Source organism: Curtobacterium sp. MCLR17_043, assembly GCF_003224215.1.
GTDB lineage: Bacteria > Actinomycetota > Actinomycetes > Actinomycetales > Microbacteriaceae > Curtobacterium > Curtobacterium flaccumfaciens.
On the sequence record NZ_QKLH01000010.1, the window covers coordinates 1 to 16,593 of the forward strand.

Genomic DNA, 16,593 nt, shown 5'->3' on the forward strand with positions numbered 1-16,593 from the left:
AGATGTGTATAAGAGACAGGCCCCCGCCTCAGCACGGACGCGATCGGCACCCTGCAGAGCCTCGCCGGACGCCGGTGGAACCCCACGCTCCTCCGCACCGCGGCGGGCCGCGAACTCATCGAGGCGGGCCTCGTCGGTCGGCTCGGCACGCTGCCGGAGTCGACCCAGACCCTGCTCGAACCCTGGCAGGGCGATGCCCAGCCGGTCACGCTGGAACAGCACCTGCCCGACGGTGGCGAGTCGCGCCTCCAGGCCTGGTCGCAGACCGTCGTCGACGGGACCGACGCGGCGGGTGCCGTGGTCGCGTCCGTCACGCCCGACCGGGCCGTCGCGCTGCTGGCCGGGAGGCTCGGCATCGGTCCGACGTGGACCTTCCCGCTCCGCACGGGGTCGCTCCCAGGGCACCTGCTCGGCCGCAAGCTGGCCGGCGGTCCGGACGCACCGGACCTGCCGGAGGCCCTCGCCGAGGCGGACCCGCGCCTCGCGCGGTTCTGGGCCGCGCCGTGGACCGTCTCGTACCTGCGTCGACCGGGCAAGCCGAAGCCGATCACGATCGTGCGTGCCGAGGGGCACGGGTTCGCGCGGGTGGGCGCGACGAAGGCCGGGGAGACCGCCTTCCGGACGGACTCCCCGGCCAACGTCTACCGGTCGGTGGTGCGGGCGCTGCTGGGCTGAGCGCGCCCGGGTTCTCCCACTACGCGGCGGGGCCGGCGGTCAGGGTGATCGTGACCGTCTTCGCGGCGCCGGTGCTGTCGGTGTAGCGGACGCTCACCTTGTCGCCCACCGAGTGAGACTGCACGACCTTGGTGAGCTGGTCCGAGCTCGTGACCGCGGTGCCGTCGATGCTCGTGATCGTGTCCCCGGCGGTCAGGCCGGCGCTCGCGGCGCCGGAGCCCTCGACCGTGCCGGCGACGGCGACGCCGCCCGTGGTGCCGGAGGTGTTGCTGACCTCGACCCCGAGGAACGCGGGCAGCCCGATGGTGATCGTGCTCGAGGACTCCCCGGCGAGGATCTTCTCGGCGATCGTCTTCGCGGTGGTGATCGGGATGGCGTAGCCGGTGACCTCGGCGGTGCCGGAGGAGGCCGCCGTGGCCATGCCGACGACCTCGCCCTCGCTGTCGAGCACCGGTCCGCCGGAGTCGCCGGAGACGATGTCCGCCGAGATCTCGATCAGGCCGGTCAGGGACTCGGTGCCGGTGCCGGACTCGCTCTGCACCTGGATGTCCTGGTCGGTCGCGGTGACGGTGCCCTCGGCGGCGACGAGGTTGCCGGTGCCCTCGGCGTTGCCGACGTCCTTGACGGTGTCACCGGTGCTCGGCTCGCCGTCGTCGTCGAGCGTGACCGTGGACAGTCCGGAGGCGTTCTCGAGCTTCAGGACGGCGACGTCGTTGGTGGCGTCGGCCCCGACCACGTCGGCCTTGTACTCCTTGCCGGTGGTCTCGTCGGTGACGGTGATGCTCGTCGCGCCCTGGATCACGTGGTTGTTCGTCAGGATCGTGCCGTCGGAGGTCAGGACCATGCCGGTGCCGGCCGCCTGTGACGACTCGTCGTAGTTCAGGACGGTGTTGATGGTCACGACGCCCTTCTTGTCGGCGGCCGTCGCCGCGGTGGCGGGGGACTGGGTCGTGCCGGTGCCGGTGCTGCCGTCGCCGCTGGTGCCGCTGCCGTCCCCGGGCACCGTGAAGCCGTTCGTGCCGTCGCTGCTGCCGGTGCCGTCGGTCCCGTCGGTGCCGGATCCGGTGCCGGGGAGCGTGGTGGTGCCCTGCGACTGGCTCGACGTCGTGGTCGTCCCCTGCGAGGACAGGCCGAGGGCGGTGCCACCGGCCGCACCGACGATGGCGAGTGCAGCGATGCCGGAGCCGATCATCAGTCCCAGGCGACGCGGACGCTTCGTCGTACCGGGGTGGTTCGCGGTCGCCGCCGAGTACGCCCAGGCGTGGTTCGCGCCGGCGAGGGCGGGGCTGCCGATCAGGTACGGTCCACGGCCGTCCGGCGTGTAGGCGTAGGGGCCGGAGCCGTCCGGACCGTAGAGGTAGGGACCCGAGCCGTCGAACGCGTACGCCGGGCGCAGGGAGGCCGGGTCGGCGTGCGGCGCCTCCCAGTGCATCCCGGGAGCCTGCTGCTGCGCGGCGGGGGTGCCGTCCTCGTCGTGGTCGGCGGCTGCGGGGTTCGGGGTCTCGTTCATCGGTGCTCTCCGGTCGTCCCTCGACGACCCGGTCGGGCGTCGATGGAGACCAGTACAGGGCGCTTCCCCATGACGAGCCTATGAACGAACCCTGCGCACGCTCCGGGCTTGCTCGGGGGACGCCGAGTGGGGCTCCGGCGTTAGGGTGGCCTTACTTCCATGCCTCCGTCGACGTCCACGCCCCCGGCTCCCAGCTCCGTCCCCCGACTCGTCGGTGCGACCGTGCTGGCGGTCGTCGTCCTCGCCGTGGCGTGTGCGCTGTCGATCGCGTACGGCTCGCGGCCGATCCCGCTCGGCACCGTCCTCGACACGGTGATGCACCCCGGGCGGAGCGACGAGATCGGGCTCATCGTGCTCGGCAACCGCGTGCCCCGCACCGTCGTCGGACTGCTCGCCGGGGCCGCGCTCGGGGTGGCCGGGGCGGTCATGCAGGGCGTGACGCGGAACCCGCTCGCCGACCCGAGCGTCCTCGGCATCAACTCCGGAGCGACCCTGGCCGTGGTGGCCGGGATCGCGGTCTTCGGCGTGAGCGGCACGGCTGCCTACCTGCCGTTCGCGTTCGTCGGGGCCGCCCTCGCCGCCGTGCTCGTGTACGGGATCGCGACCGTCGCCCGACGCGGCCTCTCTCCTGTCGGGCTCGCCCTCGCCGGAGCCGTGGTCGCCGCAGCGCTGTCGTCGGTCACCACCGCGGTGCTCGTGACCGACCAGAGCCTGCTCGACCAGCTGCGGTTCTGGCAGGTCGGTGCCCTCGCCGGCAAGGACCTCGGCACGGCGGGGATCATCACGGCGCCGGTGCTCGTCGGGCTGGTGATCGCGTTCGGTCTCGGTCGGTCGCTCAACACCCTCGCGCTCGGGGACGAACTCGCGGCGTCGCTCGGGCAGCGGGTCGTGCTCGTCCGCGCCGTCGGCGGTCTGGTCGCGGTGCTGCTGGCCGGCTCCGCGGTGGCCGCCGCCGGGCCGATCGCCTTCGTCGGGCTCGCTGTGCCGCACGCCGTCCGCCGGCTGAGCGGCCCGGACCACCGCTGGACCATCCTGCTGTCGGCGATCGTCGCCCCCGCACTGCTGCTCGTCGCCGACGTCATCGGCCGCGTCGTGGCGTACCCGGGGGAGCTGCAGGTCGGCATCGTCACGGCGTTGATCGGGGCGCCGGTGTTCATCGCGCTCGTGCGGTCGAGGGCGGTGCGGGGACTGTGAGGCAGTTGTTCGGCTCCGGCCGCCCGCGGTCCGGCGGTCTGCGCCGCTCGGCCGGCCTGCGTCGTGAGGTCGCGGTGCTCGTCGCCGTGCTCGTGGTCGTCGTGGTGCTCGTCCTGGTCGGGCTCAGCGCCGGTTCGATCCCGCTCACCCCGGGCCAGGTGCTCGCCTCCCTGTTCGGCCAGGGGGACCGGATCTCGGACTTCGTGATCGGGCAGCTCCGCGGGCCGCGGGTGCTCGGTGCCGTCCTCGTCGGCGCCAGTCTCGGCGTCGCCGGCGCGATCGTGCAGAGCGTCGTGCGGAACCCGATCGCAAGCCCCGACGTCATCGGGATCACCTCGGGGGCCAGTGCCGCCGGACTCACCGCCATCGTGCTGTTCGGTGCCAGCGGTGGAACGCTCTTCTCGGTCGTGCTCGTCGGCGCCGTGGTGGTCTCGATCGTCATCGCCGGGCTCGCCTGGCGACGGGGGATCACCGGCAACCGGGTGATCCTCGTCGGGATCGGCGTCGCGGCGATCTGCCTGAGCATCACGGGCTGGATGCTCACGAGCGGCACCGTCACCCAGGCAGGCACCGCGCTGCTCTGGCTCTCGGGCAGCCTGAACGCCGTCGACCGCGACCTGGTCGGGGTGCTCGGCGTCGCGTTCGTCGTGCTCGGCGTGCTCGCGCTGCTGCAGTCCGCCCGTCTGCAGGTGCTGAGCCTCGGGGACGAGGTCGCCGCCGCACTCGGACTCCGGCCGGACCGGGCGAAGGTGCTCCTGCTCCTCACCGCCGTGTGCCTGACCGCCGCAGCCGTCGCCACCGCGGGGCCGGTCTCGTTCGTGGCGCTGATGGCCGCGCCGATCGCCCGACGCCTGGTCGGCGGTGGACGGGTGGCACTCGCGCCGGCCGCTGCCGTCGGAGCCGCGATCACGCTCGGCAGCGACCTCCTGGCACAGTTCGCCTTCCCCGGCACCGCGCTGCCGGTGGGCGTCGTGACGGGCGTCGTGGGGGCGCCGTACCTGCTCTGGTTGCTCGCGCGGGGACGGTGACGCCGGGTCGCACGAGTCGATGACGTCGGGTCCCACGGGTCGCAGACGCGGCTCGTGCGTTCGCGGATCGCGGAAGTCCCTCCACAGTCCCAGATCGGGGCTGCCGCTCGGGCCGTCGTTTCCGATACGCTGGTGGGCCAAGAGGAGGAGGTCCACCGATGCCAGATCCAGTGGTCCCGCAGCCGGGCGGTCAGAAGACCCCGGAGCAGCGGCTGGTCGACACCACGCTGACCTTCAGCATGGACATGGGCGCGGCGCTCACCGCCGAGTCCGGTGTCTCGACCGAAGAACGTGAAGCCGTCAACGCCCTGCCCTCCGGGTCAGCGCTGCTCGTGGTCCGTCGCGGCCCCAACGTGGGTGCGCGGTTCCTCCTCGACTCCGACGTCACGACGGCCGGTCGACACCCCGACGCCGACATCTTCCTCGACGACGTCACCGTGTCGCGCAAGCACGCGCAGTTCCTGCGTCATGGCACGAGCTTCAGCGTCAAGGACAACGGCTCGCTGAACGGCACGTACTTCGACGGTGTCCGCATCGACGAAGCGCTGCTCACCGACGGGGCCGAGGTCCAGGTCGGCAAGTTCCGCCTGACGTTCTACGCATCTCGGGTCGACCTGGCGCGCCTGGCGAACGCGTAGTGGCCGCACGGTCCGCTGCGGCCCGGGCGGGGTCCGCGGCACCGGACCTGCTCACCATCGGGCAGGTCCTCGCTCGCCTCAAGCCCGAGTTCCCGGACCTGTCGAGCTCCAAGCTGCGGTTCCTGGAAGAGCGTGAGCTCGTCACCCCGATCCGCACGGCCAGCGGGTACCGCAAGTTCTCCGCTGCCGACCTCGAGCGGCTCCGGGTGATCCTCGGACTGCAGCGTGACCACTACCTGCCGCTCAAGGTCATCAAGGAGTACCTCGCCGACCTCGATGCCGGACGCGAACCCGTCCTGCCTGGCGGAGGCGACGCGCCGAAGCCGTCGATCCTCGGTCGTGAGCGTCGGTACACCCGCGACGAGACGGTCCGGGCAGCCGGCGCCTCCCCGATGCTCCTCGCCGACGCGGTCTCGGCTTCGCTGCTCCCGGCCACTGACACCTACGGCGACGACGGCGTCTCCGTGCTGAAGGCCCTGGTCGAACTGCAGCGCACGGGTATCGAGCCGCGCCACCTCCGCACGCTGCGCAGCACCGCCGAGCGCGAGGTCGGTCTCATCGAGTCCGCTCTCATGCCGGTCTCCCGCCGGGGCGACGCCACCTCGCGGGCCAAGGCCACGGAGCTCGCGCGTGAGATCGCCGGGCACCTCGAGATCATCCGGTCGAACCTCATCCGCCAGGCCATCGGTCGTCTCGACGCATGACGCCGTCCGGTGCTCCGACAGGGCTTGTGTGTCAGTGGCCGAGGCGTATCCTCGACACGCCGGACGCGCCGGGTCGGATGTCCCGCGCGGGAGCGGTCGGAGTCGCTACCGTGGACCTCGGAACAACTCTCAACCCGTCGTTGAAGCTTCGGGTGGGAGCTCGATCGTCGTGGAAGGCAAGCTCATGAGTGGGAACGACACCCCTGGCACCGAGTCTGATGTGACCCGGTACGACCTCGGGCTGCTCTTCACCGATGGTCTGCCCGAGCACGACGAGCAGAACGGCTACCGTGGCACCGTCGCCGCACGGGCAGCCGGCATCTCGTACCGCCAGCTCGACTACTGGGCCCGCACCGAACTCGTGCAGCCGACGATCCGTGGGGCCGCTGGCTCCGGATCGCAGCGCCTGTACGGGTTCCGCGACATCCTCGTGCTCAAGCTCGTGAAGCGCCTGCTCGACACCGGCATCTCGCTGCAGCAGATCCGCACCGCGGTCAACCAGCTCCGTGAGTCCGGCGTCTCCGACCTGGCGCAGACCACGCTGATGTCTGACGGCGCCTCGGTGTACCTGTGCACCTCCGACGACGAGGTCATCGACCTCGTGTCCCGCGGCCAGGGTGTCTTCGGCATCGCGGTCGGCAAGGTCTTGCGTGAGGTCGAGAGCTCCCTGGTCGAGCTCGACGCCACCGCCGCGGCCGACCCCTCCGACGAGCTCGCCGCTCGTCGCGCTTCCCGCGCTTCCTGACCTTTCGGGTTCGGGCCGCGCGGTCACGAACCGTCGTCTGCGTCTCGCCGAGGTGTCACGAACTGTCGGCTGCGACGCTGCCTGCCGACAGTTGGTGACCTTTCGGCGGACGTGAGCGGCATGTTGTGGCCGCTGGGCGAGCCGGGGTCGGGCGTGCCTGCCGGGGTCGGGGTGGGCCTCCCGGCAGTCGGCGCGCGGTCACGAACCGTCGTGTGCGCGGCGCCGAGGGGTCACGAACTGTCGCCTGCGACGCCGCCTGCCGACAGTTGGTGACCGCTCGGCGGATGTGAGCGGCATGTCACGCGACCGCGACCGCGACCGCGAACACGCGACCGCACGAGCAGCGACCTACGCGGCGCCCCCCTCGGCGTACGGACCGATCTTGCCGGTGCGCATGATGCGCTCGAGCAGCTGGTCGAAGTTCTTCGCCATCTCCTGCGCGGACTCGCCGGGCCAAACGTGCAGCGGCTTCGCGGCACCCTGCGCCTGCTGCAGCGACGTGCGCTCCGGCAGCTGCGGGGAGAGCACGAGCGGGCCGAACATGTCCCGGAGTTCCTTGATGCGGAACTGGTGCTCGAGCGACTGCACCCGGGCACGGTTCACGATGATGCCGAGGGGCTGCAGGCGTGGGGAGAGGCCGCGGCGGATCTCCTCGATGGCGCGCAGCGCACGGTCGGCGGCGGCGACGGAGAACAGGCCGGGCTCGGTGACGACGGTGACGCGGTCGGACGCGGCCCACGCGGTGCGGGTCAGGGCGTTCAGCGACGGCGCACAGTCGATGAGGACGAGCTCGTAGTCCTGCTCGACGTTGGCCAGGGCCTCTTCGAGCTTCCAGATGTCGCGGATCGACGGGTGCGGCCCGTCGAAGTTGATGGCGGAGGGCGACCCGACCATGACGTCGATCTTGCCCTGCGACCCCTTCGTCCAGCCCGAGGGGGCGATCGCCTGACGGACGATCTTCTCCTTCGGGTTCTCGAGGACGTCGGCGACGTTGAGATGGCCGGCGAGGTTGATGTCGAGGCCCGTGGAGACGTCGGACTGCGGGTCCAGATCCACCACCAGCGTGCGCAGTCCCTTGGCGAACGCGGCCGAGGTCAGGCCGAGCGTCACCGTCGTCTTGCCGACACCACCCTTGAGGGAGCTCACGCTGAGTACATGCACGTTGAGCAACGTTACCGCCACTAGGGTTGTCTCACCTCAACCCGGGCTGAAAGGGACGTCGTGTTCACGAAGATCCTCGTTGCGAACCGTGGCGAGATCGCCATCCGCGCGTTCCGTGCCGCCTACGAGTTGGGGGCCCGTACGGTGGCCGTCTACCCGTACGAAGACCGGAACTCCCTGCACCGTCTCAAGGCCGACGAGGCCTACCTGATCGGGGAGCGGGGCCACCCGGTCCGGGCGTACCTGGACGTCTCCGAGATCATCCGCGTCGCCCGCGAGTCGGGGGCCGACGCAATCTACCCGGGGTACGGGTTCCTGTCCGAGAACCCCGAGCTCGCCGCGGCAGCAGCCGCGAACGGCATCACCTTCATCGGTCCGGGCGAGCACGTGCTCGAGATGGCCGGCAACAAGGTCACCGCGAAGGAGCACGCGATCGCGGCCGGCGTCCCGGTCCTCGCGAGCACCCCGGCGAGCCGCGACATCGACGAACTGATCGCCGGCGCGGACGCGATCGGGTTCCCGGTCTTCGCCAAGGCCGTCGCCGGTGGTGGTGGACGTGGCATGCGCCGGGTGGAGACGAAGCCCGAGCTGCGCGAAGCCCTCGAAGCCGCCATGCGCGAGGCCGACAGTGCGTTCGGCGACCCGACGATGTTCCTCGAGCAGGCCGTCATCCGTCCGCGCCACATCGAGGTGCAGATCCTCGCCGACGCGACCGGCACCGACGCGGGCACGATCCACCTGTTCGAGCGGGACTGCTCGGTGCAGCGGCGCAACCAGAAGGTCGTCGAGATCGCGCCGGCGCCCAACCTCGACCCCGCGATCGCACAGGCACTGCACCGTGATGCCGTGGCCTTCGCCCGGTCGATCGGGTACGTGAACGCCGGCACCGTGGAGTTCCTGCTCGACACCGAGGGCGAGCGCGAGGGGCAGCACGTCTTCATCGAGATGAACCCGCGCATCCAGGTCGAGCACACGGTCACCGAAGAGGTCACCGACGTCGACCTGGTGCAGTCGCAGATGCGCATCGCGGCGGGGGAGACCCTCGCCGACCTCGGCCTGTCGCAGGACACCGTCGCCGTGCACGGCGCCGCGCTGCAGACCCGCATCACGACCGAGGACCCGACGCAGGGCTTCCGTCCGGACACCGGCCGGATCAGCACCTACCGCAGCCCCGGCGGTGCCGGCGTCCGGCTCGACGGCGGCACGGTCGCCACCGGCGCACAGATCAGCCCGCACTTCGACTCGATGCTCGCGAAGATGACGTGCCGCGGTCGGGACTTCCCGGCGGCGGTGTCCCGTGCCAAGCGCGCCCTCGCCGAGTTCCGCATCCGCGGCGTCAGCACGAACATCCCGTTCCTGCAGGCCGTGCTCGAGGACCCGGACTTCGCCCGCGGCGACGTCTCGACGAAGTTCATCGAGGAACGCCCGCAGCTCTTCGGCGGCCACGTCTCGAAGGACCGCGGCACGAAGGTGCTCACCTGGCTCGCCGACGTCACGGTGAACAAGCCGAACGGGGAGCGGTCGCCGCTGGTCACCGACCCGGCCGACAAGCTCCCGGCCACGGACCTGACGGCGCCGGTGCCCGAGGGACAGCGCGACCGCCTGCTGGCCATGGGGCCGGCCGAGTGGTCGAAGGCCCTGCGCGCCCAGACGGCCCTCGCGGTGACCGAGACGACGATGCGCGACGCCCACCAGTCGCTCCTCGCCACCCGGGTCCGCACGAAGGACCTCGTCGCCGTCGCGCCGCACGTCGCGCGGCTCACCCCGCAGCTGCTCAGCGTCGAGGCCTGGGGAGGTGCCACGTACGACGTGGCACTCCGGTTCCTTGGTGAGGACCCCTGGGAGCGCCTGTCCTCGCTGCGCGAAGCGATGCCGAACATCCCGATCCAGATGCTGCTGCGTGGCCGCAACACCGTCGGGTACACGCCGTACCCGACCGAGGTCACCGACGCCTTCGTCGACGAGGCTGCTCGGTCCGGCGTGGACGTCTTCCGCGTGTTCGACGCGCTGAACGACGTCAGCCAGCTGCGTCCAGCCCTGGAGGCCGTGCTCGCGACCGGCACGGCCGTCGCCGAGGCGGCGCTCTGCTACACCGCCGACCTCCTCGACCCCGCCGAGGACCTCTACACGCTCGACTACTACCTCCGCCTGGCGGAGCAGATGGTCGAGGCCGGCGCGCACGTCATCGGCATCAAGGACATGGCGGGGCTCCTCCGTGCCGGTGCGGCCGAGAAGCTCGTCACCGCCCTGCGCGAGCGCTTCGACCAGCCAGTGCACGTGCACACCCACGACACCGCCGGCGGCCAGCTCGCGACCCTGCTCGCCGCCTCGCGCGCCGGGGCCGACGCCGTCGACGTGGCCGCAGCACCCATGGCCGGCACGACCAGCCAGCCGAGCATGTCCGCCCTGGTCGCCGCCCTGGCCCACACCGAGCGCGACACCGGCCTGTCCCTCGACGCCGTCGGTGACCTCGAGCCGTACTGGGAGTCGGTCCGTCGCGTGTACGCCCCGTTCGAGTCCGGGCTCGCCGGTCCGACCGGGCGTGTCTACAAGCACGAGATCCCCGGCGGTCAGCTGTCGAACCTCCGGCAGCAGGCGATCGCCCTGGGCCTGGGTGACCGGTTCGAGCAGGTCGAGGACTGGTACGCCGAGGCGAACCGGATCCTCGGACGCCCGACCAAGGTCACGCCGTCGTCGAAGGTCGTCGGCGACCTCGCGCTGCAACTCGCCGCGGTCGGTGCCGACCCGGTCGACTTCGAGCAGAACCCCGACAAGTACGACATCCCGGACTCCGTCGTTGGGTTCATGGCCGGCGAACTGGGCGACCTGCCCGGCGGCTGGCCCGAGCCGTTCCGCTCGAAGGTCCTGGCCGGGCGCGACGTCCGCCTCGAGATCACCCCGGTGCCCGCGGACGAGCGCGCGCACCTCGAGACTCCCGGGCCGGAGCGTCAGCAGGCGCTCAACCGCCTGCTCTTCCCGCAGCCGACGCAGCAGTTCCAGCGCGTGCGGGAGCAGTACGGCGACCTGTCCGTCGTGCCGACCGTCGACTACCTGTACGGGCTGCGCCCCGGGCAGGAGCACAGCGTCCCGCTCGGCAAGGGCGTCGACCTGTTCGTCGGGCTCGAGGCGATCGGCGAGGTGGACGCCAAGGGCATCCGCACGGTCATGGCGACGATGAACGGGCAGCTCCGCCCGGTCGCCGTCCGCGACCGTTCGGTCGAGGTCGAGACGAAGGCGGCCGAGAAGGCCGACGCGTCCGACCCCAAGCACGTGGCCGCGCCGTTCTCCGGCGTGGTGACGCTCAAGGTCGCCGTCGGTGACGTCGTCGAGGCCGGTACGCCGGTGGCGAGCATCGAGGCGATGAAGATGGAAGCGGCCATCACGGCGCCCGTGTCGGGCACCGTCGGCCGACTCGCGATCCCGGTGACCCAGCAGGTGGACGCCGGCGACCTCCTGGTGGTGCTGCAGTAAATTGACCGTTCGTCCCATCCGCCTGTTCGGCGACCCCGTCCTCCGCTCGCCGGCCGACCCGATCCGCCCCGAACTGCTCGGGAGCGCCGGGGTCCGTGACCTCGTGCAGGACCTCATCGACACCGTCAAGGAACCCGGACGTGCCGGGGTGGCCGCGCCCCAGATCGGCGTCGGACTCCGTGCGTTCTCGTACAACGTGGACGGTGAGGTCGGCTACGTCCTCAACCCCGAGATCGTCGAGGTCTCCGGCGAGCCCGAGCTCATGGAGGAAGGCTGCCTCTCCGTCCCGGGGCTCGGCTACCCGACGCGTCGCTCCCCGTACGCGAAGGTGCGGGGTGTCGACGTCGACGGCGACGAGGTCGTCCTCGAGGGCACGGGCTTGATGGCCGAGGCGCTCCAACACGAGTGCGACCACCTCGACGGCACCGTCTACGTGATGACGCTCGACCCCGAGGTCCGCCGTCAGGCACTGCGCGACATCCGTGCGCAGGACTGGTTCCACTGAGCGCTTGCACAGTCCCGCGTTCGCCGGCTGTGAACAGTGGTGTGACACCCCCACGGGGGATTGTCGCTTTGTCCTGACGAGGGGGTACCGTGCTGCTGTCGGCCTCCCACCGATGACCATCCCATCCCCCCAGGACTCCCGCATGACCAGTCAGAACGACGAGCTCAGCTCGCACCGCACCCGCACCAACCGTCGACCAGCCGAGACCACCGTCACGACCGGTTCGACCGCCGTCCTCGACGCCCCCGCGACGGAGCAGTCGCAGGAGGCCTGAGCCCCGCAGGTGCCTCCGGCGCCCGCTGAACGGCCTGGAGGCCCGGATCACGTCCGACGGACGTGATCCGGGCCTCCAGGCCGTTGCGTCCACACCCGCGCGTACCTGGCGGAATCGGGCGTACCTGGTCGGAAGAATCGACCCGGTACGCCCGAATCGACCCGGTCCGCCCGAATCGACCCGGTACGCCCGGGGCTGGTCGTTCGGCGGGGCGGCCGCGCGCGTACCTGGCGGAATCGGGCGTACCTGGTCGGAAGAATCGACGCGGTACGCCCGAAACGACCAGGTACGCCCGGAGCTGGTCGCTCAGCGGGGCGGCCGCGCGCGTACCTGGCGGAATCGGGCGTACCTGGTCGGAAGAACCGTCCCGGGACGCCCGGAACGACCAGGTACGCCCGGAGCTGGTCGCTCAGCGGGGCGGCCGCGCGCGTACCTGGCGGAATCGGGCGTACCTGGTCGGAAGAATCGACCCGGTACGCCCGGAACGACCTGGTACGCCCGGAACGAGCTGGTACGCCCGAATCGACCCGGTACGCCCGGGGCTGGTCGCTCAGCGGGGCGGCCGCGCGTGTACCTGGCGGAATCGGGTGTACCTGGTCAGAAGAATCGACCCGGTACGCCCGAAACGACCAGGTACGCCCGAAAGCTGCCAGCCGCACGCGCGGCGACCGCCTGGAGGCCCGGTGCCAGTCCGGCGGACCGGCGCCGGGCCTCCAGGTCGTCGCGTCCACGACCACGCGCACCTTACGCAATCGGGCGTACCTGGTCGGAAGAACCGACCCGGTACGCCCGGAACGACCAGGTACGCCCGGCGGGCGCTACGCGCGGTTGCGGCGCCGACCCTCGATCACCGGGGTCGCCGTCGTCTGCACTTTCGACCCGGAGTAGATGTGGTCGATGTCCGCGGCGAAGTCCTTGAGGATCACCGACCGCTTGATCGTGAGCTTCGGCGTGAGGTGCCCGGAGGCCTCGGTCAGGTCCGTGTCGAGGATCGTGAACGACCGGACCGACTCGGCGCGGGAGACCCGGCCGTTGGCGGCGTCGATGGCCTCTTGGACGGCGGAGAGCACTCGCTCGTCGTAGGCGGCCTCGTGCCCGCTCAGCGCCGGGGTGATCCCGCGGGACTCGCACCAGCCGGGGAGCATCTCGCGGTCGAGCGTCACGAGTGCTGCGACGAACGGCTTGCCCTCGCCGACGACCACGACCTGGCCGATGAGCGGGTGCTCGCGGATGCCGTCCTCGAGCGGTGCCGGCGCGACGTTCTTGCCGCTCGCGGTGACGATGAGCTCCTTGGCGCGTCCGGTGACCGTGAGGACCCCGTCGGCGTCGATCCGGCCGAGGTCGCCGGTGCGGAACCAGCCGTCGGCGAATGCGTGCTCGGTCGCCTCGTCGTTCCGCCAGTACCGGTCGAAGACGTCGACGCCGCGGATCAGGATCTCGCCGTCGTCGGCGATCCGGACCTCGATGCCGGGCAGCGCCCGCCCGACCGTCCCGATGCGGAGTTCCCGGGCACGGTTGACGGTGGCGGGAGCGGTGGTCTCGGTCAGGCCGTAGCCCTCGAGGATGAGCACCCCGATCGATCGGAAGAAGTGCGACAGCCGCGGGGAGAGGGGTGCCGAACCGCTGACGGCGTACTCGACGCGGCCGCCGAGGGCGTCGCGGAGCTTGGCGTACACGAGCCGGTCGAACAGCTTGAACTTCAGCCCGAGCAGGAACGGCACCCTGCCGGCTGCGAGGGCCTCGGAGTGGGCGACCGCGGTGTCGGCCGCCGCGCGGAAGATCCTGCCCTTGCCGCCGAGGTCGGCCTTCTGCTCGGCGGAGTTGTAGATCTTCTCGAACACCCGGGGGACTGCGAGCAGGAACGTCGGCTTGAAGGTCGACACCGCCCGCATCAGGTCCTTGGTGTCCGGCTCGTGGCCGACGAGGACGCCGGCGGACACCGACATCGCGGCGATGAACCGGGCGAAGACGTGGGCGAGCGGGATGAACAGCAGGGTCGAGGCGCCGTCGGCGACGACCTCGGGCATGGCTTCGCTCGCGCCCTCCACCGTGGCGGTGAAGTTGTCGTGCCGCAGGACGCAGCCCTTCGGTCGACCGGTGCTGCCCGAGGTGTAGATGATCGTGGCGTCGTCGTGGCCGTGCACGTTCGCGGTCCGGGCGTCGAGTTCGTCGTCGGTGACGTCCTCGCCGAGCCGGGTCAGGTCGTCGAGGCCGCCGCCGTCGATCGTCCAGTGCTGGCCCAGGGACGGCAGGTCGGGTGCGATGGAGGCGACGCGGCGCGCGTGTTCCTCTTGCTCCACGATGATCGCGACCGACTCGGAGTCGGACAGGATCCAGCGCACCTGGTCGGGGGAGCTCGTCTCGTACACGGGCACGGACACCAGGCCGGCTGTCCACACGGCGAAGTCGACCAGGGTCCACTCCAGACGGGTGCGGGACAGGATCGCGACGTGCGCGCCCGGTTCGAGCCCGGCGGCGACGAAGCCCTTCGCGATGCCGCGCACCCGGGCGAGCGTCTCCGCCGCGGTGAAGGTGGTCCAGGTGTCGCCGTGGCGCTGGGCCAGGATCGGACGGTCGGGCGTCAGCCGGACGCGGTCGCCGAGGAGCCGCGCTGCCGAGCCGTGGTCCGGGGCGACGGGACCGGCGCTGGGCGGTGTGGCGTGCCTCCCGGCCGACGGCGTGGTCCCGGTGGCGGCGCTGCCAACGGTGGACGTGTCGGTGGAGGCGCTGCTGCGTGCAGGACGCTGATCGTTCACGGTGACTCCCTTGTCTGCCGGTTCGACTCGAGTGCGCCTCAACACCGAGGCGACACCGCCAGCATAGGACGCGTCACCGGGCGTTCCGTGACTTCGCGGCGAACCGGTAGGCTCGTTGCTCGTGCACGCCATCGGAATCGACATCGGGGGCACCAAGATCGCGGGTGCGGTCGTGACGGAACTGGGCGAGATCGTCGCCGAGGACCGCGTGGCCACCAACGCTGCGGACCCGAACGCCATGCTCGACGACGTCGTCTCGATGGTCGAGCGACTCAGCTCGCTCCACCAGGTCGGCGCCGTGGGGGTCGCTGCCCCCGGGTTCATCGACGCCTCGCAGTCGATCGTCTACTACACGCCGAACATCCGGTGGCGGAACGAACCGCTCCGGCAGAAGCTGCAGCAGCGCCTCGGCGACCTGCACATCACGGTGGACAACGACGCGAACGCCGCCGGCTGGGCCGAGTTCCGGTTCGGCGCCGGTCGACTCGTGTCCGACATGACCATGCTGACCATCGGCACGGGCGTCGGTGGGGCCATCGTGACCGAGGACCGCCTGTTCCGCGGGGGCTTCGGCACCGGCGGCGAGATCGGCCACCTGCGCATCGTCCCGAACGGGCTGCCCTGCGGCTGCGGCGCCCGCGGCTGCATCGAGCAGTACGGCTCGGGCCGCGCCCTGCAGCGCATGGCGAACGACGTCGCCGACGCCGGTGGCATCGGTTCGGCCCTGGCCGACGCCCGCGCCGACAACGGCGGCCAGCTCGACGGCAAGATCGTCGGCGACCTGATCCTGGCCGATGACCCGGGTGCCCTCGCGGCCCTCCGTCGGCTCGGTCGACACCTCGGCGAGGCGTGCGCGTCGCTGTCCGCGGTGCTCGACCCGCAGCTCTTCGTGTTCGGCGGCGGCGTCGCCAGCGCGGGGGACCGGCTGCTCGACCCGATCAAGCAGGCGTACCTCAACAACCTGCCGGCCCGCGGGTACCACCCCGAGCCGGACTTCGTGATCGCCGAACTCGTCAACGACGCCGGCGTCGTCGGTGCCGCCGACCTCGCCCGCATCCACGCCCGCACGGCGTAGGGTCGGCGCGCACACGCGCACACGCGCACACGCGCACACGCACACACGAACGACCGCCCACCCCGGGCCGTGCACCACCCGGACCTTCTCACCACCTGGAGTCGTCGATGACCTACTGGCTGCTGAAGAACTTCGTGCTCGGCCCGCTCATCCTCACCCTGTTCCGGCCGTGGGTCGTCGGGCGTGAGCACGTCCCGACCTCGGGCCCGGTCATCTTCGCCTCGAACCACATCTCGTTCATCGACTCGGTGATCCTGCCGGCGGTGCTCGACCGTCGACTCTCGTTCCTGGCGAAGAGCGACTACTTCACCGGCCGTGGCCTGAAGGGCTGGGCGACGAAGACGTTCTTCAACGCCATCGGCCAGCTGCCGATCGACCGCTCCGGCGGCAAGGCGTCCGAGGCATCGCTCCGCACCGGCCTGCAGGTCCTGGCGCGCGGTGAGCAGCTCGGCATCTACCCCGAGGGCACCCGCAGCCCCGACGGCAAGCTCTACCGCGGCCGCACCGGCATCGCTCGGATGATCCTCGAGGGGCGCGTGCTCGTCGTCCCCGTGGCCATGGTCGGCACGCGCGAGGTGCAGCAGATCGGGCAGCGGTTCCCGAAGATCAAGCGCGTCGGGGTCGTGTTCGGCAAGCCGCTCGACTTCTCGCGGTTCCAGGGGTTCGAGACCGACCGCTTCATCCTGCGCAGCGTCACGGACGAGGTCATGCACGAGCTCGCCGGCCTGAGCCGTCAGGAGTACGTGGACGTCTACGCGACCAGCGTGAAGGAGCGGGCGAGCTCCGCGCGCGAGGCCGTCATGCGGGAACGGAAGTCGACGCCTGCACGTTAGGCTCTGATGGTCCCGGCACCCCGC

14 protein-coding genes are annotated in these 16,593 nt (G+C 71.3%); 11 read left to right on the plus strand and 3 right to left on the minus strand.

All coding sequences use genetic code 11. The features are described from left to right. The first annotated feature begins 297 nt into the window (after nt 1-297). Entirely contained in the window at nt 298-675 is a 378-nt protein-coding gene (locus DEJ03_RS10830; protein ID WP_110864610.1) for a hypothetical protein, read from the plus strand. Nucleotides 676-694: 19 nt separating this feature from the next. Here the strand turns inward: DEJ03_RS10830 and DEJ03_RS10835 are convergent, their stop codons facing one another. Continuing rightward, on the minus strand, nt 695-2,185 hold the full coding sequence (locus DEJ03_RS10835) for a trypsin-like peptidase domain-containing protein (RefSeq protein WP_258370748.1): 1,491 nt from the start codon (nt 2,183-2,185) through the stop codon (nt 695-697). A 159-nt stretch (nt 2,186-2,344) separates the two neighbouring features. Between DEJ03_RS10835 and DEJ03_RS10840 the strand changes: the two genes are divergently transcribed. The 5 genes from DEJ03_RS10840 to DEJ03_RS10860 all read left to right on the plus strand — a co-directional run bounded on the left by DEJ03_RS10840 (nt 2,345) and on the right by DEJ03_RS10860 (nt 6,494). After that, nucleotides 2,345-3,379, plus strand: a complete 1,035-nt coding sequence (locus DEJ03_RS10840) for an iron ABC transporter permease (RefSeq protein ID WP_110864611.1) — start codon at nt 2,345-2,347, stop codon at nt 3,377-3,379. Continuing rightward, nucleotides 3,376-4,407 carry an iron ABC transporter permease gene (locus DEJ03_RS10845; RefSeq protein ID WP_258370750.1) on the plus strand — a complete coding sequence of 344 codons (1,032 nt, stop codon included), beginning with the start codon at nt 3,376-3,378 and terminating at the stop codon, nt 4,405-4,407. Before DEJ03_RS10840 ends, DEJ03_RS10845 begins: the two co-directional genes overlap by 4 nt. A gap of 158 nt (nt 4,408-4,565) precedes the next feature. Beyond that, nucleotides 4,566-5,045: an FHA domain-containing protein gene (locus DEJ03_RS10850; RefSeq protein WP_051596676.1), complete on the plus strand. Its 480-nt coding sequence runs from the start codon at nt 4,566-4,568 to the stop codon at nt 5,043-5,045. After that, nucleotides 5,045-5,749 (plus strand): MerR family transcriptional regulator, encoded by a 705-nt coding sequence (locus tag DEJ03_RS10855; RefSeq protein WP_027465230.1) that lies wholly within the window; start codon nt 5,045-5,047, stop codon nt 5,747-5,749. The genes DEJ03_RS10850 and DEJ03_RS10855 overlap by 1 nt, the downstream gene beginning before the upstream one ends. A 184-nt stretch (nt 5,750-5,933) precedes the next feature. Further along, entirely contained in the window at nt 5,934-6,494 is a 561-nt protein-coding gene (locus DEJ03_RS10860; RefSeq protein WP_027465231.1) for a MerR family transcriptional regulator, read from the plus strand. A gap of 348 nt (nt 6,495-6,842) precedes the next feature. Here DEJ03_RS10860 and DEJ03_RS10865 read toward each other — a convergent pair whose 3' ends face one another. Beyond that, nucleotides 6,843-7,655 (minus strand): ParA family protein, encoded by an 813-nt coding sequence (locus DEJ03_RS10865; protein ID WP_027465232.1) that lies wholly within the window; start codon nt 7,653-7,655, stop codon nt 6,843-6,845. A 60-nt stretch (nt 7,656-7,715) separates the two neighbouring features. Here DEJ03_RS10865 and DEJ03_RS10870 point away from each other — a divergent pair, with 60 nt between their 5' ends. The 3 genes from DEJ03_RS10870 (at nt 7,716) to DEJ03_RS18240 (ending at nt 11,905) form a co-directional block, all read left to right on the plus strand. Then, nucleotides 7,716-11,126 carry a pyruvate carboxylase gene (locus tag DEJ03_RS10870; protein WP_110864612.1) on the plus strand — a complete coding sequence of 1,137 codons (3,411 nt, stop codon included), beginning with the start codon at nt 7,716-7,718 and terminating at the stop codon, nt 11,124-11,126. Nucleotide 11,127: 1 nt separating this feature from the next. Beyond that, nucleotides 11,128-11,631 (plus strand): peptide deformylase, encoded by a 504-nt coding sequence (locus DEJ03_RS10875; RefSeq protein WP_071405406.1) that lies wholly within the window; start codon nt 11,128-11,130, stop codon nt 11,629-11,631. A gap of 142 nt (nt 11,632-11,773) precedes the next feature. Continuing rightward, nucleotides 11,774-11,905, plus strand: coding sequence for a hypothetical protein (locus DEJ03_RS18240; RefSeq protein WP_258366694.1), 132 nt, complete (start codon nt 11,774-11,776; stop codon nt 11,903-11,905). 818 nt (nt 11,906-12,723) lie between these two features. On the opposite strand, the gene DEJ03_RS10880 is transcribed toward DEJ03_RS18240, so the two are convergent. Further along, complete coding sequence (locus DEJ03_RS10880) at nt 12,724-14,661, minus strand: long-chain fatty acid--CoA ligase (RefSeq protein ID WP_110864613.1); 1,938 nt, start codon at nt 14,659-14,661, stop codon at nt 12,724-12,726. Nucleotides 14,662-14,782: 121 nt separating this feature from the next. Here DEJ03_RS10880 and DEJ03_RS10885 point away from each other — a divergent pair, with 121 nt between their 5' ends. Both DEJ03_RS10885 and DEJ03_RS10890 read left to right on the plus strand, forming a co-directional pair. Next, complete coding sequence (locus DEJ03_RS10885) at nt 14,783-15,736, plus strand: ROK family glucokinase (protein WP_017886608.1); 954 nt, start codon at nt 14,783-14,785, stop codon at nt 15,734-15,736. A 107-nt stretch (nt 15,737-15,843) separates the two neighbouring features. After that, on the plus strand, nt 15,844-16,569 hold the full coding sequence (locus tag DEJ03_RS10890) for a 1-acyl-sn-glycerol-3-phosphate acyltransferase (protein WP_071405408.1): 726 nt from the start codon (nt 15,844-15,846) through the stop codon (nt 16,567-16,569). Nucleotides 16,570-16,593 lie beyond the last annotated feature (24 nt).